Origin of the sequence: Bacillus sp. GB_SG_008, from assembly GCF_052038115.1 — a bacterium.
GTDB classification, from domain to species: Bacteria; Bacillota; Bacilli; order Bacillales; family Bacillaceae_G; genus Bacillus_A; species Bacillus_A rhizoplanae.
In genome coordinates this window covers 162,501-182,292 of the sequence record NZ_JBPZSK010000004.1, presented here as the reverse complement: position 1 = coordinate 182,292, position 19,792 = coordinate 162,501, and the positions used below count along the sequence as shown (strand labels likewise).

Below are 19,792 nucleotides of genomic sequence, written 5' to 3'. Positions count from 1 at the left end.
GTTTTGTTGCTAATATGTCATATGTATTAAGTTCGCTTATAAGTTTTATTTATTATAAGTATAGAATGTCTAATGTGCCCTTAGAAAGGAAAGAAAAGAAAGGGGAGATCGGAATGTCAGGGCCTTTATTATTATCGGTCATTATTTTATCTTCTCTTATGATTGGTTTAACTTTCTATTTTCATCAAGAGGATGCACAGCATGATACTATACAAGATAAAGTACGATTTGTATTCCCGGTCCTTATCTTAACAATTGCGATTAGTTTTGCATTAAATCAAAATGATTACGTTGCGATTCTTTCGTGGCTTTTGACAACAGTATTATTATTTATTGTTTTGTACGTTGTAATGAAGGATTATTTACAAAAATAAAAGTGCCGTAAACGGCATTTTTATTTTAAATAAATATTTAATTTCACATACCGTATTAAAAATTAAAATGTTAACAAAAGCATCAGCAACATTATTTGCATCTATCTCGCTATTCGCAGATGTGAAGGGGCTCTTATAACATATTGAAAAAAAGCAGTTCTAAAGGTGTTTGTTGAAGATGGTACATGGAAAACTCTTACTTCAAGATTTAAAGGAGATAAGTGGCGGGAGTTTTCATATTCTTTTATTACTTTTCTCATACTACAAATGAGAAGTTGAAGATATATTGCAGTTATAATGTTGTAAGTAGAGGGAATGTTCATTAGGGAAGTCCTACCTTTCTTACTGATTCTCTTGTCAATCAGTAATGCCCGCTATACTATTAAAATAGAGACATAAAAAAGGGGTGTTTTCGCATGAAATTTGAAATGCATACAAAGATTATTGTAAACGAAACAGAGAAACGATTACATATAGAAGATAATATATTTCAGTTAATTTTAGAAGGATATCATTTATTTGTAGTTGATGAAATATTGCCAGTGTATAAAACAAATCAAGAACTTGTTGGAAGTGCAGTTGTAAAAAAAGTGGAATGGACAGAAGAGAAGACGATGCTTTTATATCAGCTTATTTCACTTCAATCTGTGAACTAATAAAAAGAAAGGAAGGGAAAGATGAAATTTTTTCATACAGCCGATTGGCACTTAGGAAAGCTTGTTCACGGTGTTTATATGACAGAAGATCAGCGTTATGTCTTAGAGCAATTCGTACAAGCTGTTGAAGAGGAAAAACCAGATGCCGTGATTATTGCAGGAGATTTATACGACCGCGCAATTCCACCAACAGAAGCAGTAGATTTATTAAATGAAGTATTACAAAAAATTGTGATTGAATTACAAACGCCAGTACTTGCGATAGCTGGGAATCATGATAGTCCAGACCGTATTCATTTTGGGAGCGGCTTAATGAAGAAACAAGGGCTGCATATTATTGGGCAATTTCAATATCCATATGAGCCTGTTATCATGAATGATGAATACGGAGAAGTGCATTTCCATTTGGTTCCATATGTTGATCCGAGCATTGTTCGTCATGTGATGAAAAATGATGATATTCGTAGTCATGATGATGCGATGCGTATTTTTATGAATGAGTTATCGGAAAGTATGGATAAAGAGGCGCGTCATGTTTTTATCGGACATGCTTTCGTAACAGCGTCTGGGGAAGCGGAAGAAAATACAAGTGATGCTGAGAGGCCATTATCAATTGGCGGAGCAGAATATGTAAACAGTCATTATTTTGATGCCTTCCATTATACGGCACTTGGTCATTTACACCAAGCGCATTACGTACGTAATGAAACAATTCGTTATGCGGGTTCGCCGCTCGCGTATTCGATTTCGGAAGAGCATCACAAAAAAGGATATTCCATTGTTGAATTAAATGAAACAGGAGAAATAACAATTGAGAAACGGTTATTAACACCGCAACGTAAAATGAGAACGGTTGAAGCAAAAATTGATGAATTGTTGCAACATCCTGTTTGTGAAGACTACGTATTTGTGAAATTATTAGATGAAAATCCTGTATTGCAGCCAATGGAAAAGATTCGTTCTGTTTATCCAAATGCGATGCATGTAGAGCGTGTTATGCAAAGAAAAGAGCTGGCGAATGAAAATACTACAGTCACTTCACGTCATAAAATGGATGATCTTTCCCTTGTGAAAGCTTTTTATAAAGAAATGAAAGGGACTGAGTTATCGGAAGAAAAAGAGCGTCTCTTCTTAGAAGTATTAAAGACAGTTCATGAGCGAGAGGGGGAGAGAGCATGAGACCTATCAAACTTATTATGACAGCGTTTGGTCCCTATAAGCAGCAGGAAACAATTGATTTTGAAGAATTAGGTGAACATCGAATCTTTGCGATTTCTGGAAATACAGGTGCAGGAAAAACAACGATTTTTGATGCGATTTGTTATGCGCTGTACGGAGAAGCGAGTGGAGAAGAACGCAATGATACGAGTATGCTTCGTAGTCAATTTGCTGATGATAACGTGTATACAAGCGTTGAATTATTATTTCAATTAAAAGCAAAAACCTATTGTATAAAGCGTCAACTTGGTCATAAAAAACAAGGCAACAAAACGATTACAGGTCATGCGATTGAATTTTATGAAGTCGTTAATGACGAACAAATTCCTTGTGTAGATCGTTTCCATGTGACGGATGTAAACAAAAAAGTGGAAGATTTAATTGGTCTTAGTAAGCATCAATTTAGTCAAATTGTAATGCTTCCACAAGGTGAATTCCGTAAACTATTAACATCTGAAACAGAAAATAAAGAAGAAATTTTACGCCGTATTTTTAAAACGGATCGATATAAATTAATGCGAGAGTTATTAGATCAAAAGCGTAAAGAATGGAAAGATGTTCTGCAAGAAAAGCAAAAAGAACGAGAATTGTACTTTCGTAACGTTTTCAAGCTTCCGGTGCGGGACGGTGCACTGCTTGAAATATTAGCAAATCAAGAACATGTAAATACACATCAAGTAGTAGAAGCGCTTCAACAAGAAATCGCTTTTTATGAAAAACAAGAAAAGCAATTAGAAAAACAAGAATCAATACAGCTAAAGCAATTAAAAGAAGCGGAAACAGGGTATCATGAAGCGAAGGCTTTAAATGATAGATTGCAAGATTTGCAAACAAAACAAAATCGTTATGACTCATTGCAACAGGAACGTTCTTCTATTGAAGTGAAAGAACAACAATTTAAACGTGCAGAGCAAGCAAGCCGGTTATTACCGTTTGAACAGTGGTATGATGAAGCGGTTCAAAGTGCTCAGCAAGCCGAGCAATATATGAAACAAATTGCTGCCAAACAAGAACAATTTGTATTAGCTTATGAGCGTGCGGAGCAGCAGTACGAACAAGAAAAAAACAATGAAACAGTTCGTGAAGAAACGAAGCGAAACGTACAAATGTTAGAAGAGTTAAAAGAGGTTATCGCCACATTTGCTGATAAAAAAATAAAATTAGCGGCATCAGAAAAACAAATGGAGCAATTTAAGCTTGAGGTAAGTAAATTAGAGAAACAGCAAGAATTCAGCAGTACACGAAAGCAACAGCTTTCAGGTAAGCTAAAACAGATTGAACAGGCACTTGAGCAATACCGAGCAAAAGTAGAACAGTTAAGTCGTATGCGTGAAGATGCAAAAGTATTAAAAGACGCATATCAAGTGTGGCAAGAAGTGCAAAAGTATGAGAGGGAAAGAAAAGGTGTATTAGAACGTATGAGTGCGGCTCAACAAGCGTATGAAACGTTGGAGAAATCATGGTTAAGCGAACAAGCTGGTCAGTTAGCGATTCATTTACATGATGGTAAACCTTGCCCGGTTTGTGGTAGTACCTCTCACCCAAACAAAGCAACTGAACAAGAAGTGTCTATTAATGAAGAACAGTTAAATATTCTTCGTGAACAAAAAGTACAAGCTGAAAAGCAACACGTTCAAATAGAAGAAAAATGTAATTTTTATAAAGGTCAATATGAAGAATTATGTAAAGAAGTACAGGCTCGGGGGTACGCTGTATCAGAGTTAGCAGATGCGTATCAAACGTTAATCCAACAAGGAAAACAGCTAGCTGCAGAAGTAAATGAATTAAAAGCAAGTGAAGAAGAACGTAAACAATTATCATCGCAGCTTCAAAAGCTAGAAGAAGAATTAGATATGTTGCAAGCAACTAAACGTGATATAGAAGAAAAACTGCATCGCTCTGAAATGGAATCGATTCAACTGCGAACATCGTATGAAAATGACAAAGAAAAAATTCCAGCAGAGATGCAAACATTAGAAGCGTGGCAACAAGCGTATGAAGCAAAAGCCTCTTTACTTCGTCGTCTGCAAGAATCATGGCAAAGAGCACAAGAGGAATTTCAGCGTTGCACCAGTGAAAAAATTCGTGTTGAAGAAGCATATAAAGCAGCGCAGCAACAATATACACAAGGAAATGAGAACAAAGAAGAAAAGTATGCACGTTTTATGGCAGAACTTGAAGCAAGTGGTTTTGTGAGTCAGCAAGCATACACAGAGGCTAAATTATCAGACGCAGAGCGAAAAAACTTACAACAGCACATTCAAACGTACTACTCAATGCTTGAAGTATTAACAAAACAAATTGAAGAATTAATAGAGCAGCTACAAGGAAAAGAATGGACAGAGTTAACGCAACTAGAAGAACAGTTGAAAGAACTAGAAATTCAGCTTGATATCATAAAAGAACAGCGTCAGCGTACAAAAAGTGCCAATGAATATATTTCCGATTTGCATGAAAATATTTGCCGCATTGATGAACAAATTCATGAAGAAGAAGCGGCATTCCAAGAGCTTGTTGATTTATATGAAGTTATGAAAGGTGACAATGAAAGCCGCATTTCGTTTGAGCGTTACATTTTAATAGAATATTTAGAGCAAATTGTTCAAGTAGCTAATGAACGACTTCGTAAACTATCAAACGGACAGTTTTATTTAAAACGAAGTGAACGCGTGGAAAAACGAAATCGTCAAAGTGGTTTAGGATTAGATGTGTATGATGCCTATACGGGGCAAACACGTGATGTGAAAACATTGTCCGGCGGTGAAAAATTTAACGCATCTCTATGCTTAGCGCTTGGTATGGCTGATATCATCCAATCATATGAAGGTGGTATTTCAATTGAAACGATGTTCATTGACGAAGGCTTCGGTTCATTAGATGAAGAATCGTTAACGAAAGCAGTCGATGCATTGATAGACTTACAAAAATCAGGTCGCTTTATTGGTGTAATCTCACACGTACAAGAATTGAAAAACGCTATGCCAGCAGTGCTTGAAGTAATGAAGCAGAAAGATGGATGTAGTAAGACGAGGTTTGTTGTGAAATAGATAAATATGGTTCGATTGGAGTTAATCTGTAACAGTTATATAATAAAACCTCTGTTTTTAATTTGACAGAGGTTTTATGTTTATTTACATTTCTAACAATGTTTCAAATAGCACTAATTTACTTTCAGTCGTATTACCTTTATGCAATTCTTCTACAATCTAGTTATCTCCATTCTTTTTAAATTTACTAGTTATACATTCTAGTAAGTTTGTAGTACCAAAAGATAAGGAGGCTAGTATAAGTACAAAAGCAATAAGAGTAAACTTTTTCCAAAATCCATAAGGAGCAAAAAGGCTAAAGATAAGTAAAGCTGAAAACCCAAAAATTTTAATAAATCTTGCTTGTTTAAACATGTTTATTGTTCCCCCTGGTTTAGTAAATATTCCACCATCAACTTTTCCAGCGCTAACATACGCACCAGTTTCTTGACCTGCACGTAATTTGTAACCGAATGTCCCCAATCCAAATTCGCCTCGTATTTCAATGTCATATTCACCAATAAAAGGAATAAAATCAGGAATGTCAATCTTCTTTAAAGCTAGTTCTTATTTATATAGTGTTAACTCTGACTCAGCTTTAAATAAAAATTATACCATTTTATATTTTATTAGAGATGAAAATCATGGCAGAATCTACTAAAATAGTAAAGGGGATAGAATATTGTGTAAATTTATAATGGCTGTAAATGTTGAGGGGAAGTGAATTACAATTATAAGGAGATAATAATAAATTTTTCTAACTTGTTTCATTAAGGAAAGTTCCACTTTATTTTCTAAAAATAATAAAAAGGATGATCAAAATGCAAAAGAGACCGGAAGCAAATGAATATAATCCGTATTATTCAACATACATAAACTTATTACCAGAGGGAGATATCATACATATATTAGAAGAGCAAGTGAAGGAAACGAACCTTTTATTGAAGGATATTTCTGATGATGAGGGACATCTTCGCTACGCTCCTAATAAATGGAGTATAAAAGAAGTAATCGGTCATATTGCGGATACTGAACGTATTATGGGATATCGACTGCTTTCTATAGCGAGAGGCGAGACAGCAGAACTTCCTGGATATAACGATGATATGTATGTTCTAAGAGCTGCATTTGATAAGCAATCTATGCAAGATCTTCTTGAGAATTTAACAGTTGTTCGTCAAGCTACCGTGCATTTGCTTAAAAGTTTAGATGAAGAAGCTTGGTTACAAAGAGGGATGGCAAATAATTCTGAAGTAACGGTTCGTGCATTGGCAAGCATTATTGCTGGTCATGAGCTTCATCATCGCCAAATTATAAAAGAACGTTATTTGAGTTCTGATGCTTATCCATTCAGCTGAAATATGAAATTGTAAATGAAAATTAAAAAGAGATTGATTCATAAAAAATTCTGAATCAGTCTCTTTTTAATTTTGCTGCGTATCAGTGGAATTATAAAAGTTTTTATGTCAAAATATAGTGAAACTTCCATTAGTGGGGGGCCTTACTGCCCGTTAATACGGGATAAAATTCTCATTAGATATAACTGTTAATTCATTAATGTATAGTATGTAAACATTCGTAAATGAATGGTTATAATGAAACATATAGAAGAGGGGGATACTTTGAAAGCGAGAAATTTATTTAATATTATTATTTTATTTACGCTATATACGCTGTTAATGATTTATATTGGATGGAATGGCTGGGTTTGGATTCGTACGACTTTTGGCGTTCAATCTTGGGGATATTATGCGATTCTAGTTGGATTATTTTCATACGCGTATATTCTAGATCGATTGATTAAATTTGATTCACCTCTTAGAACAATTGGTTCTTATTGGTTTGCAGTCATACAATATGCAGTCATACTATTACCAATAGCGGATGTAACAGTATACATTTTAGATTGGTTCTCTATTCCGAAAGAACAATCTATTTTTTGGACTGGAATAATCGTTCTTATTATTTTTGTTCTTATTTTTGCCTATGGAACATTTAATGCGTATAGTCCAATCGTTCGAAAATACGAGATTCACGTACCTAAAAAAGTGAATAATCGTAAGACACTTCGAATTGCAATGGCTTCAGATATGCACTTCGGTAAACTGTCTGGCTTGTCGCACCTTCAAAGATTGGTTGATCATGTAAATGATATGAAACCGGATATCATACTTTTGCCAGGAGATATTATTGACGATCATCCAGAATATTTTATAAAAAAGAATATGGGACAAGTGATGAAACAAATGCATGCTCCGCTTGGCATCTATGGGGTGCTAGGAAATCATGAATATTACGGCGGGGCTATTCCGGAGTTTTTGCAGGAAATGGATAAGATTGATGTAAATATATTATTAGATGAAGTTGTAAAAATTGAAGATTGTTTTTATATTGTAGGAAGAAGAGATAAGACGGACCGAAATCGTAAAAGTTTTGAGGAGTTAATGAGTGCTGTAGATAAGAGTTTTCCAATCATTGCAATGGATCATCAGCCCTTTGAATTAAAGCAAGCTGAAGTATCAGGTGTTGATTTATTATTGTCTGGACATACTCATAGAGGACAAATGGCGCCGAATCATATCATTACAAGAAGAATGTACGAATTAGATTGGGGATATGTACAGAAAGATTTATTTCATGCGATTGTTTCCTCAGGATTTGGATTTTGGGGACCAGCTTTAAGACTTGGGAGTCGATCAGAGATTATTCAAATAGAACTTACATTTGATTGAGTAGAAAAAACAAGGAGATTTTGTTAAACGTACTATAATTAGAAGAGGATATTATGTCTAATATAAGGGCATAGATCCTCTTTTTTCTTACATGATATACTCCATAATTAGAGATTGAAAAGATGGTCTGAATTGGAATTTTACACCGTCTTTTTATTTGTATGCTATATAATAAAAGAGAGAATATTTTGATATTTAGTTCGTTAAGAAAAGGGCTATATGCAGGAGGAGTTAATCAAATGTTAGGGTTACCCCGTGGGGAAGTTTTTTTAGTTCCTTGGACTGAGGAATGGGAAGTCGAATTTTTAAAAGAGAAACAATTAATTGAAAAACAAATTGGAGAATACATTTTGGTAATACACCATATTGGAAGTACTTCTATTCCACACTTGAGTGCAAAACCTATTATTGATATTGCGATTGAATTAAAGAATTTTGAAAATGGTGTGAAATGTATTGCTAAGTTAGAACAGTTAAATTATAGGTATAGAAAAGATGTATTACCTGAAAGATTTTATTTTAATAAGGGAGAACCGAGAACACATCAAATTCATATGTATGAAAAGGGTAATAAATATTTAATTGAACAATTGTGTTTTAGAGATTACTTAACAAATAATAAAACTGCTCGGATTGAGTATGAACAGTTAAAGATTCAACTTTCACAGGCTAATCCCAATAATAAACATAAATATGCAGATGATAAAACAAACTTTGTTAAATCTATATTGGCTAAAATAAATAATTAAAAAAAGGAGGCTATGTGTAACTATTCGCATTCCAAAATTAAACAATTTTATTTTTCGTGAAATATCGTTTTATGAAAGCAGTAAAGCAATTTTTAAACAACTTTAATAATCGCCTATCAAATTTATGGGTAGGCGATTATTGTATTTCTAAGAATAAAATACGATGCTATTTATAATGACCTAGAGGAAAAATCATTGCTGGCTTTTCAAGAAGTTACACAAAAAAGTGAATATATTTACGCATTAAATTGGCAACATGACTGTTATTGGATAAGTCCATATTTGGAATTCACGAAAGATGAATTCTGTGAATGGACAATACCTATTTTTCCAAATGGGGATTACTATTTCTTTATTCATAAAAATCTTGAATGGGCATATTTGGGACATCCTTGAGAAGGTACCATAACTGTTTTCGGGGGAGAATTTTTACAGGCTTTTGATAAACATAGACCTATAATGTTTAATACGATATTACGAAAGGGATAGCACTGGATCTTATTAAGCTAACAGGTGCTTTAATTGAATGAAGGGCAATACATATTAGTCATATACAATATGTATTGCTCTTTTATTTATTGGGAATTTTTTAATTTAGGTCTTGATAAATTGATCCCCTTGTTTTTTTATAGTGTTATTTTTCTTATAATTTTGATATTTCTATTTAATTTCTTTAAAATATAATTATAAGATTTTAATGATGTGATTAGAAAAGGTTAACCACATTAAGGTTTTTATAAAAAATAAGGGGGAGACATGTATGCTCATTAAGTCAATTATTTGTCAAATTGATGAAGAGAGAAAGGAAGCATTTTCAACTGCTCAAGAGCAATGGGGAGAGTTGAAAGAATTAGAAGGATTTCATGGACAAGTCGGGGGATGGAATGAATCAGAAGCTTATATAGTTGGTTGCTGGGAAAATATGAAAATGTACCAAAGTTTTATGAATGAAACACATGATACGATTTTTCATAGCAGCAATCAAAAAGGTACGTATACATCATGTGAAACAGAACTATATCAATCTTTATTTGATATAACAGATACTTCATTTGTAGAAGCACTGGCGCATAGTTCCTTCTTACGAGTAGCAATATGTGATGTGGAGCAAGGTAACGAAAAACAATTTTTACATATGCAAGAAACCGTTTGGAATCCAGGTATGGCAAGAACAGAAGGAATGATGGGCGGAGTTGTTGGAAGATCTCTTTCTTCGAACCGTTACATTGTTCTGTCTTTATGGAAAGATGTAGAAGCTCACCAACATTATGTGAAAGAAATATTCCCTCAATTACACCATATAGCAAACCCATCTGAACAAGTGTTACATATAGAGGGAAAACAAATCAAACTTGTCAGTTCTTGGTCTATATTACCTATTCATTGTGTATAAAAAAACATACCTTATACAAAGGAGAGGGTATATATGCCTTATCCAAAGCATATTGTAACGGCTGCAACGGTCGTATTAAATGATAAAAATGAAGTTTTACTTTTAAAAAGTCCAATGCGAGGCTGGGAAATCCCTGGTGGTCAAGTAGAAGAAGGAGAAGCAATTCTAGTAGGTGCTATTAGAGAAGCGAAAGAAGAGACTGGAATTGATATTGAGATTATAAAATATTGCGGAGTGTATCAAAATGTTTCACAATGTATTTGCAATCATTTGTTCATAGGAAAGCCAGTTGGTGGACAATTTACAACAAGTAGTGAAAGCTTAGATGTAGGGTATTTTCCTATTGAAGAAGTATTACAAATGGTAACATGGACAAATTTCAAAGAACGTATTTTATATTGTTTAGATGAAAAGAAACAACCATTTTTGGTGGCTTTTTAATGAAATAACAGGATAGATATCGATAAAACAGCGGTTATTGAAAAATAAACCGCTGTTTTATATTTGTATTTTTATAAAGGAGGTAAATCAATTTTTCCTTCTTCAAATAACTCTTTCAGCATGTGCTTTGTATAGCCAGCTGCCTGTGCGAATGTAATTTTTGCCGGCATAGGGGCTTCATTGACATCAACGATCACATCAATAATACATGGTTTATTTTGCTTTACAGCTTTTTCAAAAGCAGGCATTAATTCCTCAAGTTTTTCCACGCGGTAACCGATTCCACCGCATGCTTCAGCGTATTTCGCGAAGTTTGGATTTGTAAGTTCTGTACCAAACTCAATATTTCCCATTACTTCTTGTTCAAATTTAATCATAGCGATTTTATGGTTGTTTAATACGACTACAATGATTGGAAGGTTGTATTTCACAGCTGTTACAAAATCGTTCATCGTCATACCAAATCCACCATCTCCGCAAATTGCGAAAACTTGTTTATTTGGATACGCAATCTGCCCAGCAATTGCGCCGGGAAGACCGCAGCCAAGTGTTGCTAACCAGCTTGATAAAATAAAGCGCTGATTTGTCATACGGAAATGGCGCGCTGTCCAAACTGTTACATTGCCTACATCTACTGATAAAATAGCATCATCGTGTGCAACTTGCTGCACAGCATGCATTACTCTTTGTGGTTTAATTGGAATAGAAGTGTCGTTTTCTTGATTGTGCAGTCTTTCTTCCCATTTCTTCATCAGTTCTTGATGATGTTCTAAGAAAGAGTGATCAGTATGCTTTTCAATATTTTGTGTGAGCCATTTTAAGGTTTTATCAGCATTACCAGCAAGACCAATATCGGTTGGATAACGCTTTCCGATTTGTGCTGGATCTGTGTCGATATGAATTGTTTTTGCTTTGTCTGGTAAAAATCCTGTGAATGGGTAAGAAGTACCGACCATAATGAGTGTATCGGCATTCTTCATCGCTTCATATGAAGGTTTTGTTCCGATTAAACCTAAACCACCAATACAAAGTGGATGCTCATCGGGAATGATCCCCTTAGCTGGAAGTGTTAACACAATAGGAGCTCCAATATGTTCTGCAAAAGCAAGCAAGGATTCCCTTGCATCTTTTGCCCCTTTTCCTGCTAGAATAACAGGCTTTTCTGCTTCATTTAATGCAGCCGTTGCTTTTTCTAAATCATGTTTTTGCGGAAATAACTCCGGCATCGTAAAAGAAGAGGTTGTAATCCGTGCTTTTGCATCTACCTCAAATTTTTGAATGTCATCTGGAATTGTAAGAACTGACACGCCTTTTTTTGTATAAGCCATGCGAATTGCTTGATTTACAACAGCTGGCAGTTGCTCAGCTGACATGATTCGCTGGTTATAAACTGCGACATCATCAAACATTCTTTCTAAATTTACTTCTTGAAAAAAACCAGTTCCAATTAAATCAGACTCAATCTGACCGGTAATAGCGAGCACGGGTGCTTGATCTAATTTGGCATCGTACAATCCATTTAGTAAATGAATTGCACCTGGCCCTGCGATTGCCATACATACCCCGAGTTTTCCAGTTAATTTTGCATAAGAAGCAGCTGCTAAAGCACCTGCTTCTTCGTGACGAACTTGAATGAATTTAATTTTATCTTGTGCTTTACGAAGAGGTTCGATAATAGAATTAATGGAATCACCAGGCATGCCATATACGTGATCAACGCCCCATTCGATTAGTAAATCGACTAGTACTTCACCGGCTGTTTTTCGAAACAACGTACTCACTCCTTTATTATTAAGCTAAACTTATTTTTTGATAAACTAGGTAAAATATACAAATAAATAGAAGCTATAGAAAAGGGAGCTTATTCAAGTACGATAATCCACAATGATACGATACAGAAGGGGGAATGGAAGTACTGTGTAGGAAAAAGAGCCACATAAAGTGAAACTTCCATCAGTGAGGGTTTTCTTCATCCCTCACTGATGGTTAGTTGAACCAATCGGGCTTTTACGGGCAGAGTGGATCCCTCACCTATCTTCTTCGTTTCTCTCAATCTTGAGGTGGGGGTCTTACTGCCCGTTAATGCGGGATAAAGGAGTAAGCACAACAAAAAAGCAAAGTAGTTTATTTACTACTTTGCTTTTTGTTGTAATGAAGTATAAGGGAAAATAGAAAATACTCAATGATTCATATAGTTAGTAATATGATGTATTTTATGCTGGTGATAATAAGGGAGGAAGAGGGTTCAATAGCTGTTAGCAATTATGTATAGCTTGGAAATCATTTGAATCATCATTTAGGAGAGATGAAAGAAAAAGCCTTGCAGAGAACATCTTGCAAGGGGCAAACTATGGTTTATCCCAATCGAGGCAATAAACGTTCTCCGCTTTTCATTTCACTTCCACATAAAGGACATTTCGGATGTTCTTCAAATGCGAAGTTCTTTCGCATCCATCCTAAGCACTCTTCTGACTCACATTCCCAAACTGGGATTTCTTCTGGTGGTACTTCTGCAACGTCATTCTTTTTGTTACGATACATGAGATCACTCCTTTTATGTAAAATATTTGTTTGTATAAGTAAAAAGGCTGTTAACCGTTCGTGTTAACAACCTTTTTATTGTCTAAATTATAGCTTTACAACGTTTTTAGCTTGAGGTCCGCGGTTACCATCTTCAACTTCGAAGCTAACTTCTTGACCTTCGTCAAGAGTTTTGAAGCCGTCGCCAGTGATAGCTGAGAAGTGAACGAATACGTCGTTTCCGTCTGCAACTTCGATGAATCCGAAACCTTTTTCGCTGTTAAACCATTTTACTTTACCTGTTAATGTCATGGTAAATGCCTCCTAAAAATAAAAAAATAAATATAATATGATCCGTCTTATTTCTAAGAAAATAAAAATTCACATATTATCAAAAACCCATAAGGAACGCATATCATCCCTATTGATGCTTGATAATATGTGAAGTGGATCTGTTTGCATATTGTATTCTACGGTTTCATTTTACAACGAAATGAGAAATATTGCAAGTGATGGTAACATTTTTGGCTATTTTAACAAATGGCCTCTCCATGCAGGATTAACTTGCTTGGAGAGGTGAGGCATTATAAGGAAGCTACGATATAGAATCGATGTGCTTTTACTTCAATATACCCATTTTGTTGAATGGAGTTATAAGCGCAAAGTAAGCGATCTTCATATTTGGATACTGAAAAATCAGGGATTTGCCATGGAACCGCTTTTAAATAATACACAATGCTTCCGATGTCGTAAAAGCGTTGATACGGGAATGCTTCTTGTTGCTTAAGAATTTGAAAGCCAGCTTGTTTTAGTTGTGAAGAGGCGTACTGCATGTTCCAATAACTATATTCACTTTCATTATATGCATGAAGCAGGTGATTTAATTCTAAATTATCTAATCCACCAACTTGCTGTGTAATAAAAATTCCGTTTGGCTTTAAAATTCTTTTTATTTCTGTCTCCGAATATGATTCATGTTTATTAATAATTAAATCAAATTGATTGTTTGCGAAAGGCAAACATGTATCATCCTCGACTGGATATACAGAGACACCTAAAGGTTCTAATTTCGCTTTTGCTAAAGCTACATTTGGCGGATGGCCTTCTGTTGCTGCAGTTCTAGCAGGAAGCGGGGTTAACAAAGACAAAAACTCACCGCCACCAGTCCCCATATCTAGCATACTATCTACTTTTTGTATATAGTGTAATACATTTGCTGCATAACTCCATGGCAGAGGTTCTGTGCTTAGCCTTCCGGTATCTGCTAAAAACGAGAAGTTCCACCCATGAAAAGGCTTATCCGCCTGTTTAATGAAATAGTAAAAAGTGTCCTTCATAGTAATTCCTCCTGAGTTATATATTTATAGCTGTAATATATAAGAGGAGGTCCACGACATGAAATGAAGTTACTATATGTCTATTACATAGTGATACATATATGTACATTTCCTTTCTAAATGGAATATAAATGAAATATCTTAAGGGTTATTGTAAGATTTTAACGTTAATTAGTAAATGTGAAAATCAGAAAAATGAAATTGTTTTCATTTTTATATTAATTAATTTAAGAAGAATGGTATGAAGGAGCTGTATTAAATATGGAAGTAAGATCTAAATTTTGTTAAGAATTTGTTGGAAATGATACTTGAGGATTAGAAAAATAACATTCAATCTAAAACACTGTTTAAACTAAACAATGAGGAAATACGAAATAAAAACCCGATATAAATATATTGAAACATCCTCTTATTCCACTTTTATTAATGGTGATTATATTTTTGTGAACATAAACTTTTTTTAAAAAATTATGATAATATATTGTAAGATAAAATTTATTCTTTATTTCACTTCTTACATTTTATGTTGAAAAATAAGGGGAATATAAGTAGTGATTTGTAAGTGGAGGAACAACATGGATAATCTTACAATTTGTGTTAATTATGCGTTTGAAAATGAACGAAGAGAACAATTATATGGGTTGTTCGAACGAGTATTTCACATTCCAGTACATACATTACAAGACTTTTATAAAAAGGGGTTTTGGGATGAAACTTACTCTCCGTTTACTTTATTTGAAGAAAATACAGCAATTGCAAATGTATCTATGTTTTCAATGCCAATGATGGTTGGGGGAGAGCGTATAAAAGCAGCTGGCATTCAGTCTGTGATGACACATCCTGATTATCGTAATAAAGGTTTAATGAAGCACTTGTTGTGTGAAGCATTGAAAAGCATAGATGAAGAGTATACATATTCATTTTTATTTACAGAAACACCAGAGCTGTATACATCATTTGGTTTTCAAACAGTGAAAGAATATATATCCACTATGCAGTATGAAAAGAATGAACTACAGTTATCGGCTATTCGAAAATTAGATTTTTTTGATGTAGAAGATTTGCAGCTTATAAAAGATGTATTTGAAAATAAAGAATGTCTTTCGCGAGTTTTTGCACCACTTCACTATCAATCTTCTTTTTATTTACATATGTACAATGAAAAGTGGAACGATAAGCTTTACTTTTCAGAGGAAATCAAATCTATACTTATATACGAAGTTGTAGATGGCGTGTTGAAGTTATACGGAGTAATAAGTGAATTAATGCCTGTTTTAGATGAATTATATGCAGTAATTCCGGAAGCGTTTCATACAATAGAGTTTTATTTTTCTCCAGATCAATTAGGAGTCGAAGATTTTAAGTTGAAATTATATGAATCAAATAAGCATTTTATGGTAAGAGGAGAACTTCCTATTGAATTTAACCAGGGTAAGTTTCCAATCTTAGCAGAATTTTGATTTTTTATTTATAGTTATCGAAAAATACCGACATTGGTTACAAACAAATGAAGCATAAAGTATTGTTTCGATAGAACAGTGCTTTACAGAAGTAAGTAAAAACACTCATCCAATTATGATTGATGAGTGTTTTTTGTTGCAACGAATTTTTCCTCTGTTCAATTTACGATGTTTTCTAAAGAGGCTTTTGTAATTGTATTTTCAACTGCTGTTAAATCAAAAACTTTAGCAGATCCTACTAATTTTTCTAATGAAATTGTTTCGAATGTTTTTCCTTCATTGATCATATGTAGAGGTACGTCAATATGTATATCGCTATGAACATCTAACTCTATACGGAGTGTTTGTTACTTTCGAAAATTTTGGTTGTTTTCAAGCTTATTTTTGTAAACAGTTATCCCTTCAAAAACAGGTGCTGTTATATCATATATTTTCATTGTCGTTCTCTTCTTTAAAACGAGTTGTTATAGTTGGCCACCAATGAAAATCATCTTTTTCTAATAAAGCATCAGATTCTTTAGGACCCATTGATCCAGACTCATAGTTAGGGAAGTTTTCAGCTTTTTTGTTTGTCCAAACATTTGAGATAACATCAACAAATTTCCAGGAAAGGGCCACTTCCTCCCAATGCGCAAAATTAGTTGAGTCACCACGCATGCAATCATATAGGAGAACCTCATATGCCTCGGGTGTGTTCATTTTATCTGCACAGTTATTACAATAACTTAATCTAATTGGTGTTGATGTAACACTGCTATTTGTTTTTTGGGCATTTAAATGCAGTGTAATTCCTTCATCGGGTTGAATATGAATAATTAGTAAGTTAGGATGAGTCTTTTTTTCCTTATTAAAATACAAGTTCATTGGCAAGTCTTTAAATTGTATGACAATTTCAGTCGATTTCTCTTGCATACGTTTACCTGTTCGAATATAAAAAGGAATCCCTGACCATCTAAAGTTGTCAATCATGAGCTTACCAGAGACAAATGTCTCTGTATTAGATGCCGGATCTACCGCGTTTTCTTCTTTGTAGCTAATCACCTTTTCTTCGTTTACGATGCCGGACCCGTACTGTCCGCGAACAAAATATTGTTCGACTTGTTCTTCAGTAAGTGATCTTAAAGCACGAAAAATTTTTATTTTCTCGCTTCGAATCTCATCTGCTGTTAATTTAATGGGCGGTTCCATTGCAAGGAGAGCAACCATTTGTAACATATGATTTTGAACCATATCACGGAGAGCACCTGAGGACTCGTAATAACGTCCACGATCCTCAACTCCTAATGTTTCACTTGAAGTAATTTGAACGTTAGCAATATATTGATTGTTCCAAAGTGGTTCGAAAATAGCGTTAGCAAAGCGAATTACTTTAATGTTTTGAACCATTTCTTTTCCTAAGTAATGGTCAATTCGATAAATTTGCTCTTCTGTAAACGCCTGGCGAAGCTGGTTGTTTAGCTCTTCGGCTGATTCGTAGTCATGGCCAAACGGCTTTTCAATAACTAAACGAATCCATCCTTCCGTAGAAGTTAATCCTTCTGACTTTAAATTTGTGGCAATTGTACCAAAAAAATCAGGTGCCATCGCTAAATAAAAAATGCGGTTTCCATTCGTATTATAATTGTCATCAAGAGTGCTTAACAAACTTTTAAGCTCTTGATAAGAAGATACGTTTGTTACATCAAAAGGATGGTAATAGAAATGGGAAGCAAATGTCTCCTGATTCCCATCATCATCTGGAAAGTGGTTAACAGATTGTTTGACATTTTCACGAAATGTTTCATTAGACCAAGGTCTTCTTGCAACACCAACAACAGCGAAATCTTCAGAAATTTCTCCATTACGATACAATCTATAAATAGAAGGAAACAATTTACGCTTTGCTAAATCACCTGTTGCGCCAAAAATAACAATAATAGCTTTAGGAGTTTTTATCATATAATGGTCCTCACTTTATTCAAACTAAATTTACACTTAGTATGCGGTTTGTTTGGAAATATATATAAAATTATTGTTAAATAATTTGTTTTAGCTGATAGGGTACATATAGTACATTTGAAAAAAGAAGGAGAATTTTAAACAGTAGAGAAATGTAGGACTAAATTAAAGATGGAGGAATAAGATGAAAGTGCAATTGGGAGCAGTGACGAGAGAGAATTGGCAAGAGGCTCTAAAATTAAAAGTAAAAGATGTTCAAAATCATTTTGTACCTACTGTAGCAGTATCACTGGCTAAGGTGTATATTAAACCAGATGGTGATAATGTGAATTATCTGCCCTTTACAATTTATGAAGAAGAGCGGGGAATGATTGGTTTTGTGATGCATGCTTATGTAGAGAATACTGATGATATGTATTGGATCAATGGCTTTATAATTGATGAAAAGCATCAAGGTAAAGGATACGGTCGAGCGGCGCTACGAGAGATGGTGAGTTGGATTATAAAGCAATATGCGCAGTGCAAAGAAATTCGCTTAACAGTTCATAAAGAAAACTATGTTGCTCGTCAATTATATAAAAGTTTTGGTTTTGTTGAAGCAGGGGAATTTGATCAAGAAGAAGATTTATTGCGCTTTATAATTAGCAGGGAAGAATAGATGATATATGGATTTGGTATAAAGTGAAACTTCCATCAGTGGGGGCTTCATCCCCCACTGATGGTTAGTTGAACCAATCGGACTTTTACGGGCAGATCCCCCCACCCATCTTCTTCGCTTCTCTCTCAATATTGAGGTGGGGGTCTTACTGCCCGTTAATGCGGGATAAAAGGTATATTAGTTGGAGCTAATATACCTTTTATATTTTTACATTTGGTTGTTATCTAATTTTTTTACGATTCTGTCGTACTGTAAACGGAAGAGGTGAACGAGTAAAGGAAGGTCATCTTCGCTTTTCATGTAATAACTAACCCATCCAGAATCAGGTAAAATATGATGAGGCTGAGCTAATCCTTGCTTTAAAATCTCATCTCTTATTGATTTTGGAAATGGCAAATCAGCTAATGTGTCTCCGTGAATATGACCTAATTCTTTATTTTTATAATTAAATTCAATCCCACCATATCGATGCGGCTTCTCAGTTACACCGTTCCAACTAAGAAGCTCTTTTTTAATCATTTCGCTAAGGGACATAATAGTTCACTCCTTATAAATCGTAGATTTTAATAGTATAATATGTTTTTTATTTGCTGTTTATATCGTTCAAAAGTATGAATGTATGTACGAAAATGGTTTTAGATATGCAGTTTAGAGAATCGATTTAAGTTTGGATTCTGACAGTATCTTTGAACATTCTTGGAATAGACATGGTATAATTTGGGAGGTAGAACCGGTATGAAAAAGTTAGGAGGGAGAACATGGGAAGAGAAGTACACTTTGATGATGAAGGTGTAGTTTTGAAGTTGAATGGAGTAACTGGTTTTTTTGCGTTGAAACTATCCTTAAAAATGCCATTTCATACTATTAAAAGTGTATATGTTGATTATTTTGATGCTCCGCAATGGATGCTTCGGATGCCTGGAACATCTGTTTCTTCTCTTAATATCTTTGAAGGAAGTTTTAAATATGCAGATGAATGGTATTTTCTTTCCTATGAAAATAGAGTACCTCTCGTAATGATCGAATTAGAGGGTCATGAAAAATACAAGTATGTTGTTTTTGAAATTGATGATCCTACTAAGGTGGCAGCAGATATTAGGAAACGTATGAAAGATTGATATGAGTGGTGGATAAAGGTGATACAATTTTGGTAATTGTATCATCCTTTACATGTTATTGGCCCATTCAACTCTTTTCACAGCTTATTAGAGAGAGCGTGCGTTGGTGGAAGCCAAAACAATCCCCTGTGCTTCTTACTTTCTAAAATTAAGTAGAATCTTTTGAATATTT

General features: G+C 34.4%; 20 protein-coding genes and 1 pseudogene. 13 read left to right on the top strand and 8 right to left on the bottom strand.

Translation table 11 applies throughout. The annotated features are described in order from the left end of the window. The first annotated feature begins 113 nt into the window (after positions 1-113). From ACTDJC_RS12405 to ACTDJC_RS12390, 4 genes are all read left to right on the top strand, one after another. The gene (locus ACTDJC_RS12405; protein ID WP_098307340.1) at positions 114-374 is read left to right on the top strand and encodes a hypothetical protein; all 261 of its coding nucleotides are present in this window, start codon (positions 114-116) and stop codon (positions 372-374) included. A gap of 416 nt (positions 375-790) precedes the next feature. After that, positions 791-1,030 (top strand): DUF2584 family protein, encoded by a 240-nt coding sequence (locus ACTDJC_RS12400; RefSeq protein WP_440603576.1) that lies wholly within the window; start codon positions 791-793, stop codon positions 1,028-1,030. Between the two features lie 21 nt (positions 1,031-1,051). After that, a complete protein-coding gene (locus ACTDJC_RS12395; protein ID WP_440603575.1) occupies positions 1,052-2,209 on the top strand; it encodes an exonuclease SbcCD subunit D in 1,158 nt (385 codons plus the stop codon). Then, positions 2,206-5,295 carry an AAA family ATPase gene (locus ACTDJC_RS12390; RefSeq protein WP_440603574.1) on the top strand — a complete coding sequence of 1,030 codons (3,090 nt, stop codon included), beginning with the start codon at positions 2,206-2,208 and terminating at the stop codon, positions 5,293-5,295. The genes ACTDJC_RS12395 and ACTDJC_RS12390 overlap by 4 nt, the downstream gene beginning before the upstream one ends. A 159-nt stretch (positions 5,296-5,454) precedes the next feature. Here the strand turns inward: ACTDJC_RS12390 and ACTDJC_RS12385 are convergent, their stop codons facing one another. Beyond that, a complete protein-coding gene (locus ACTDJC_RS12385; RefSeq protein WP_440603573.1) occupies positions 5,455-5,757 on the bottom strand; it encodes a hypothetical protein in 303 nt (100 codons plus the stop codon). Positions 5,758-6,095: 338 nt separating this feature from the next. Between ACTDJC_RS12385 and ACTDJC_RS12380 the strand changes: the two genes are divergently transcribed. The 6 genes from ACTDJC_RS12380 (at position 6,096) to ACTDJC_RS12355 (ending at position 10,589) form a co-directional block, all read left to right on the top strand. Next, the gene (locus ACTDJC_RS12380; protein ID WP_440603572.1) at positions 6,096-6,632 is read left to right on the top strand and encodes a DinB family protein; all 537 of its coding nucleotides are present in this window, start codon (positions 6,096-6,098) and stop codon (positions 6,630-6,632) included. A 321-nt stretch (positions 6,633-6,953) separates the two neighbouring features. Then, a complete protein-coding gene (locus tag ACTDJC_RS12375; RefSeq protein ID WP_440603735.1) occupies positions 6,954-8,006 on the top strand; it encodes a metallophosphoesterase in 1,053 nt (350 codons plus the stop codon). A gap of 239 nt (positions 8,007-8,245) precedes the next feature. Continuing rightward, the gene (locus tag ACTDJC_RS12370) at positions 8,246-8,755 is read left to right on the top strand and encodes a GrpB family protein (protein WP_440603571.1); all 510 of its coding nucleotides are present in this window, start codon (positions 8,246-8,248) and stop codon (positions 8,753-8,755) included. Between the two features lie 135 nt (positions 8,756-8,890). Next, entirely contained in the window at positions 8,891-9,151 is a 261-nt protein-coding gene (locus ACTDJC_RS12365; protein WP_440603734.1) for a DUF2716 domain-containing protein, read from the top strand. Positions 9,152-9,515: 364 nt separating this feature from the next. Further along, on the top strand, positions 9,516-10,148 hold the full coding sequence (locus tag ACTDJC_RS12360; protein ID WP_440603570.1) for a YdbC family protein: 633 nt from the start codon (positions 9,516-9,518) through the stop codon (positions 10,146-10,148). Between the two features lie 33 nt (positions 10,149-10,181). Then, a complete protein-coding gene (locus ACTDJC_RS12355; protein ID WP_440603569.1) occupies positions 10,182-10,589 on the top strand; it encodes an NUDIX hydrolase in 408 nt (135 codons plus the stop codon). A 71-nt stretch (positions 10,590-10,660) separates the two neighbouring features. On the opposite strand, the gene ACTDJC_RS12350 is transcribed toward ACTDJC_RS12355, so the two are convergent. From ACTDJC_RS12350 to ACTDJC_RS12335, 4 genes are all read right to left on the bottom strand, one after another. Beyond that, positions 10,661-12,361, bottom strand: coding sequence for a pyruvate oxidase (locus ACTDJC_RS12350; protein WP_230575482.1), 1,701 nt, complete (start codon positions 12,359-12,361; stop codon positions 10,661-10,663). 583 nt (positions 12,362-12,944) lie between these two features. Then, entirely contained in the window at positions 12,945-13,130 is a 186-nt protein-coding gene (locus ACTDJC_RS12345) for a cold-shock protein (RefSeq protein ID WP_098307362.1), read from the bottom strand. An 87-nt stretch (positions 13,131-13,217) separates the two neighbouring features. Next, on the bottom strand, positions 13,218-13,421 hold the full coding sequence (locus tag ACTDJC_RS12340; protein WP_429720666.1) for a cold-shock protein: 204 nt from the start codon (positions 13,419-13,421) through the stop codon (positions 13,218-13,220). 272 nt (positions 13,422-13,693) lie between these two features. Beyond that, positions 13,694-14,446, bottom strand: coding sequence for a class I SAM-dependent methyltransferase (locus ACTDJC_RS12335; RefSeq protein ID WP_440603568.1), 753 nt, complete (start codon positions 14,444-14,446; stop codon positions 13,694-13,696). Between the two features lie 575 nt (positions 14,447-15,021). Between ACTDJC_RS12335 and ACTDJC_RS12330 the strand changes: the two genes are divergently transcribed. Next, entirely contained in the window at positions 15,022-15,906 is an 885-nt protein-coding gene (locus ACTDJC_RS12330; protein WP_440603567.1) for a GNAT family N-acetyltransferase, read from the top strand. A gap of 167 nt (positions 15,907-16,073) precedes the next feature. Here ACTDJC_RS12330 and ACTDJC_RS12325 read toward each other — a convergent pair. Both ACTDJC_RS12325 and zwf read right to left on the bottom strand, forming a co-directional pair. Beyond that, positions 16,074-16,343, bottom strand: a pseudogene (locus ACTDJC_RS12325) (cyclase family protein); the annotation flags it as partial. Next, a complete protein-coding gene (gene zwf / locus ACTDJC_RS12320; protein WP_440603566.1) occupies positions 16,330-17,844 on the bottom strand; it encodes a glucose-6-phosphate dehydrogenase in 1,515 nt (504 codons plus the stop codon). The gene zwf and the pseudogene ACTDJC_RS12325, both read right to left, overlap by 14 nt. Before the next feature lie 184 nt (positions 17,845-18,028). Between zwf and ACTDJC_RS12315 the strand changes: the two genes are divergently transcribed. Continuing rightward, positions 18,029-18,502 (top strand): GNAT family N-acetyltransferase, encoded by a 474-nt coding sequence (locus tag ACTDJC_RS12315; protein ID WP_440603565.1) that lies wholly within the window; start codon positions 18,029-18,031, stop codon positions 18,500-18,502. A 207-nt stretch (positions 18,503-18,709) separates the two neighbouring features. Here ACTDJC_RS12315 and ACTDJC_RS12310 read toward each other — a convergent pair whose 3' ends face one another. Beyond that, positions 18,710-19,036 (bottom strand): luciferase domain-containing protein, encoded by a 327-nt coding sequence (locus ACTDJC_RS12310; protein WP_440603564.1) that lies wholly within the window; start codon positions 19,034-19,036, stop codon positions 18,710-18,712. A gap of 224 nt (positions 19,037-19,260) precedes the next feature. Between ACTDJC_RS12310 and ACTDJC_RS12305 the strand changes: the two genes are divergently transcribed. Next, a complete protein-coding gene (locus ACTDJC_RS12305; protein ID WP_440603563.1) occupies positions 19,261-19,620 on the top strand; it encodes a hypothetical protein in 360 nt (119 codons plus the stop codon). Positions 19,621-19,792: the final 172 nt, after the last annotated feature.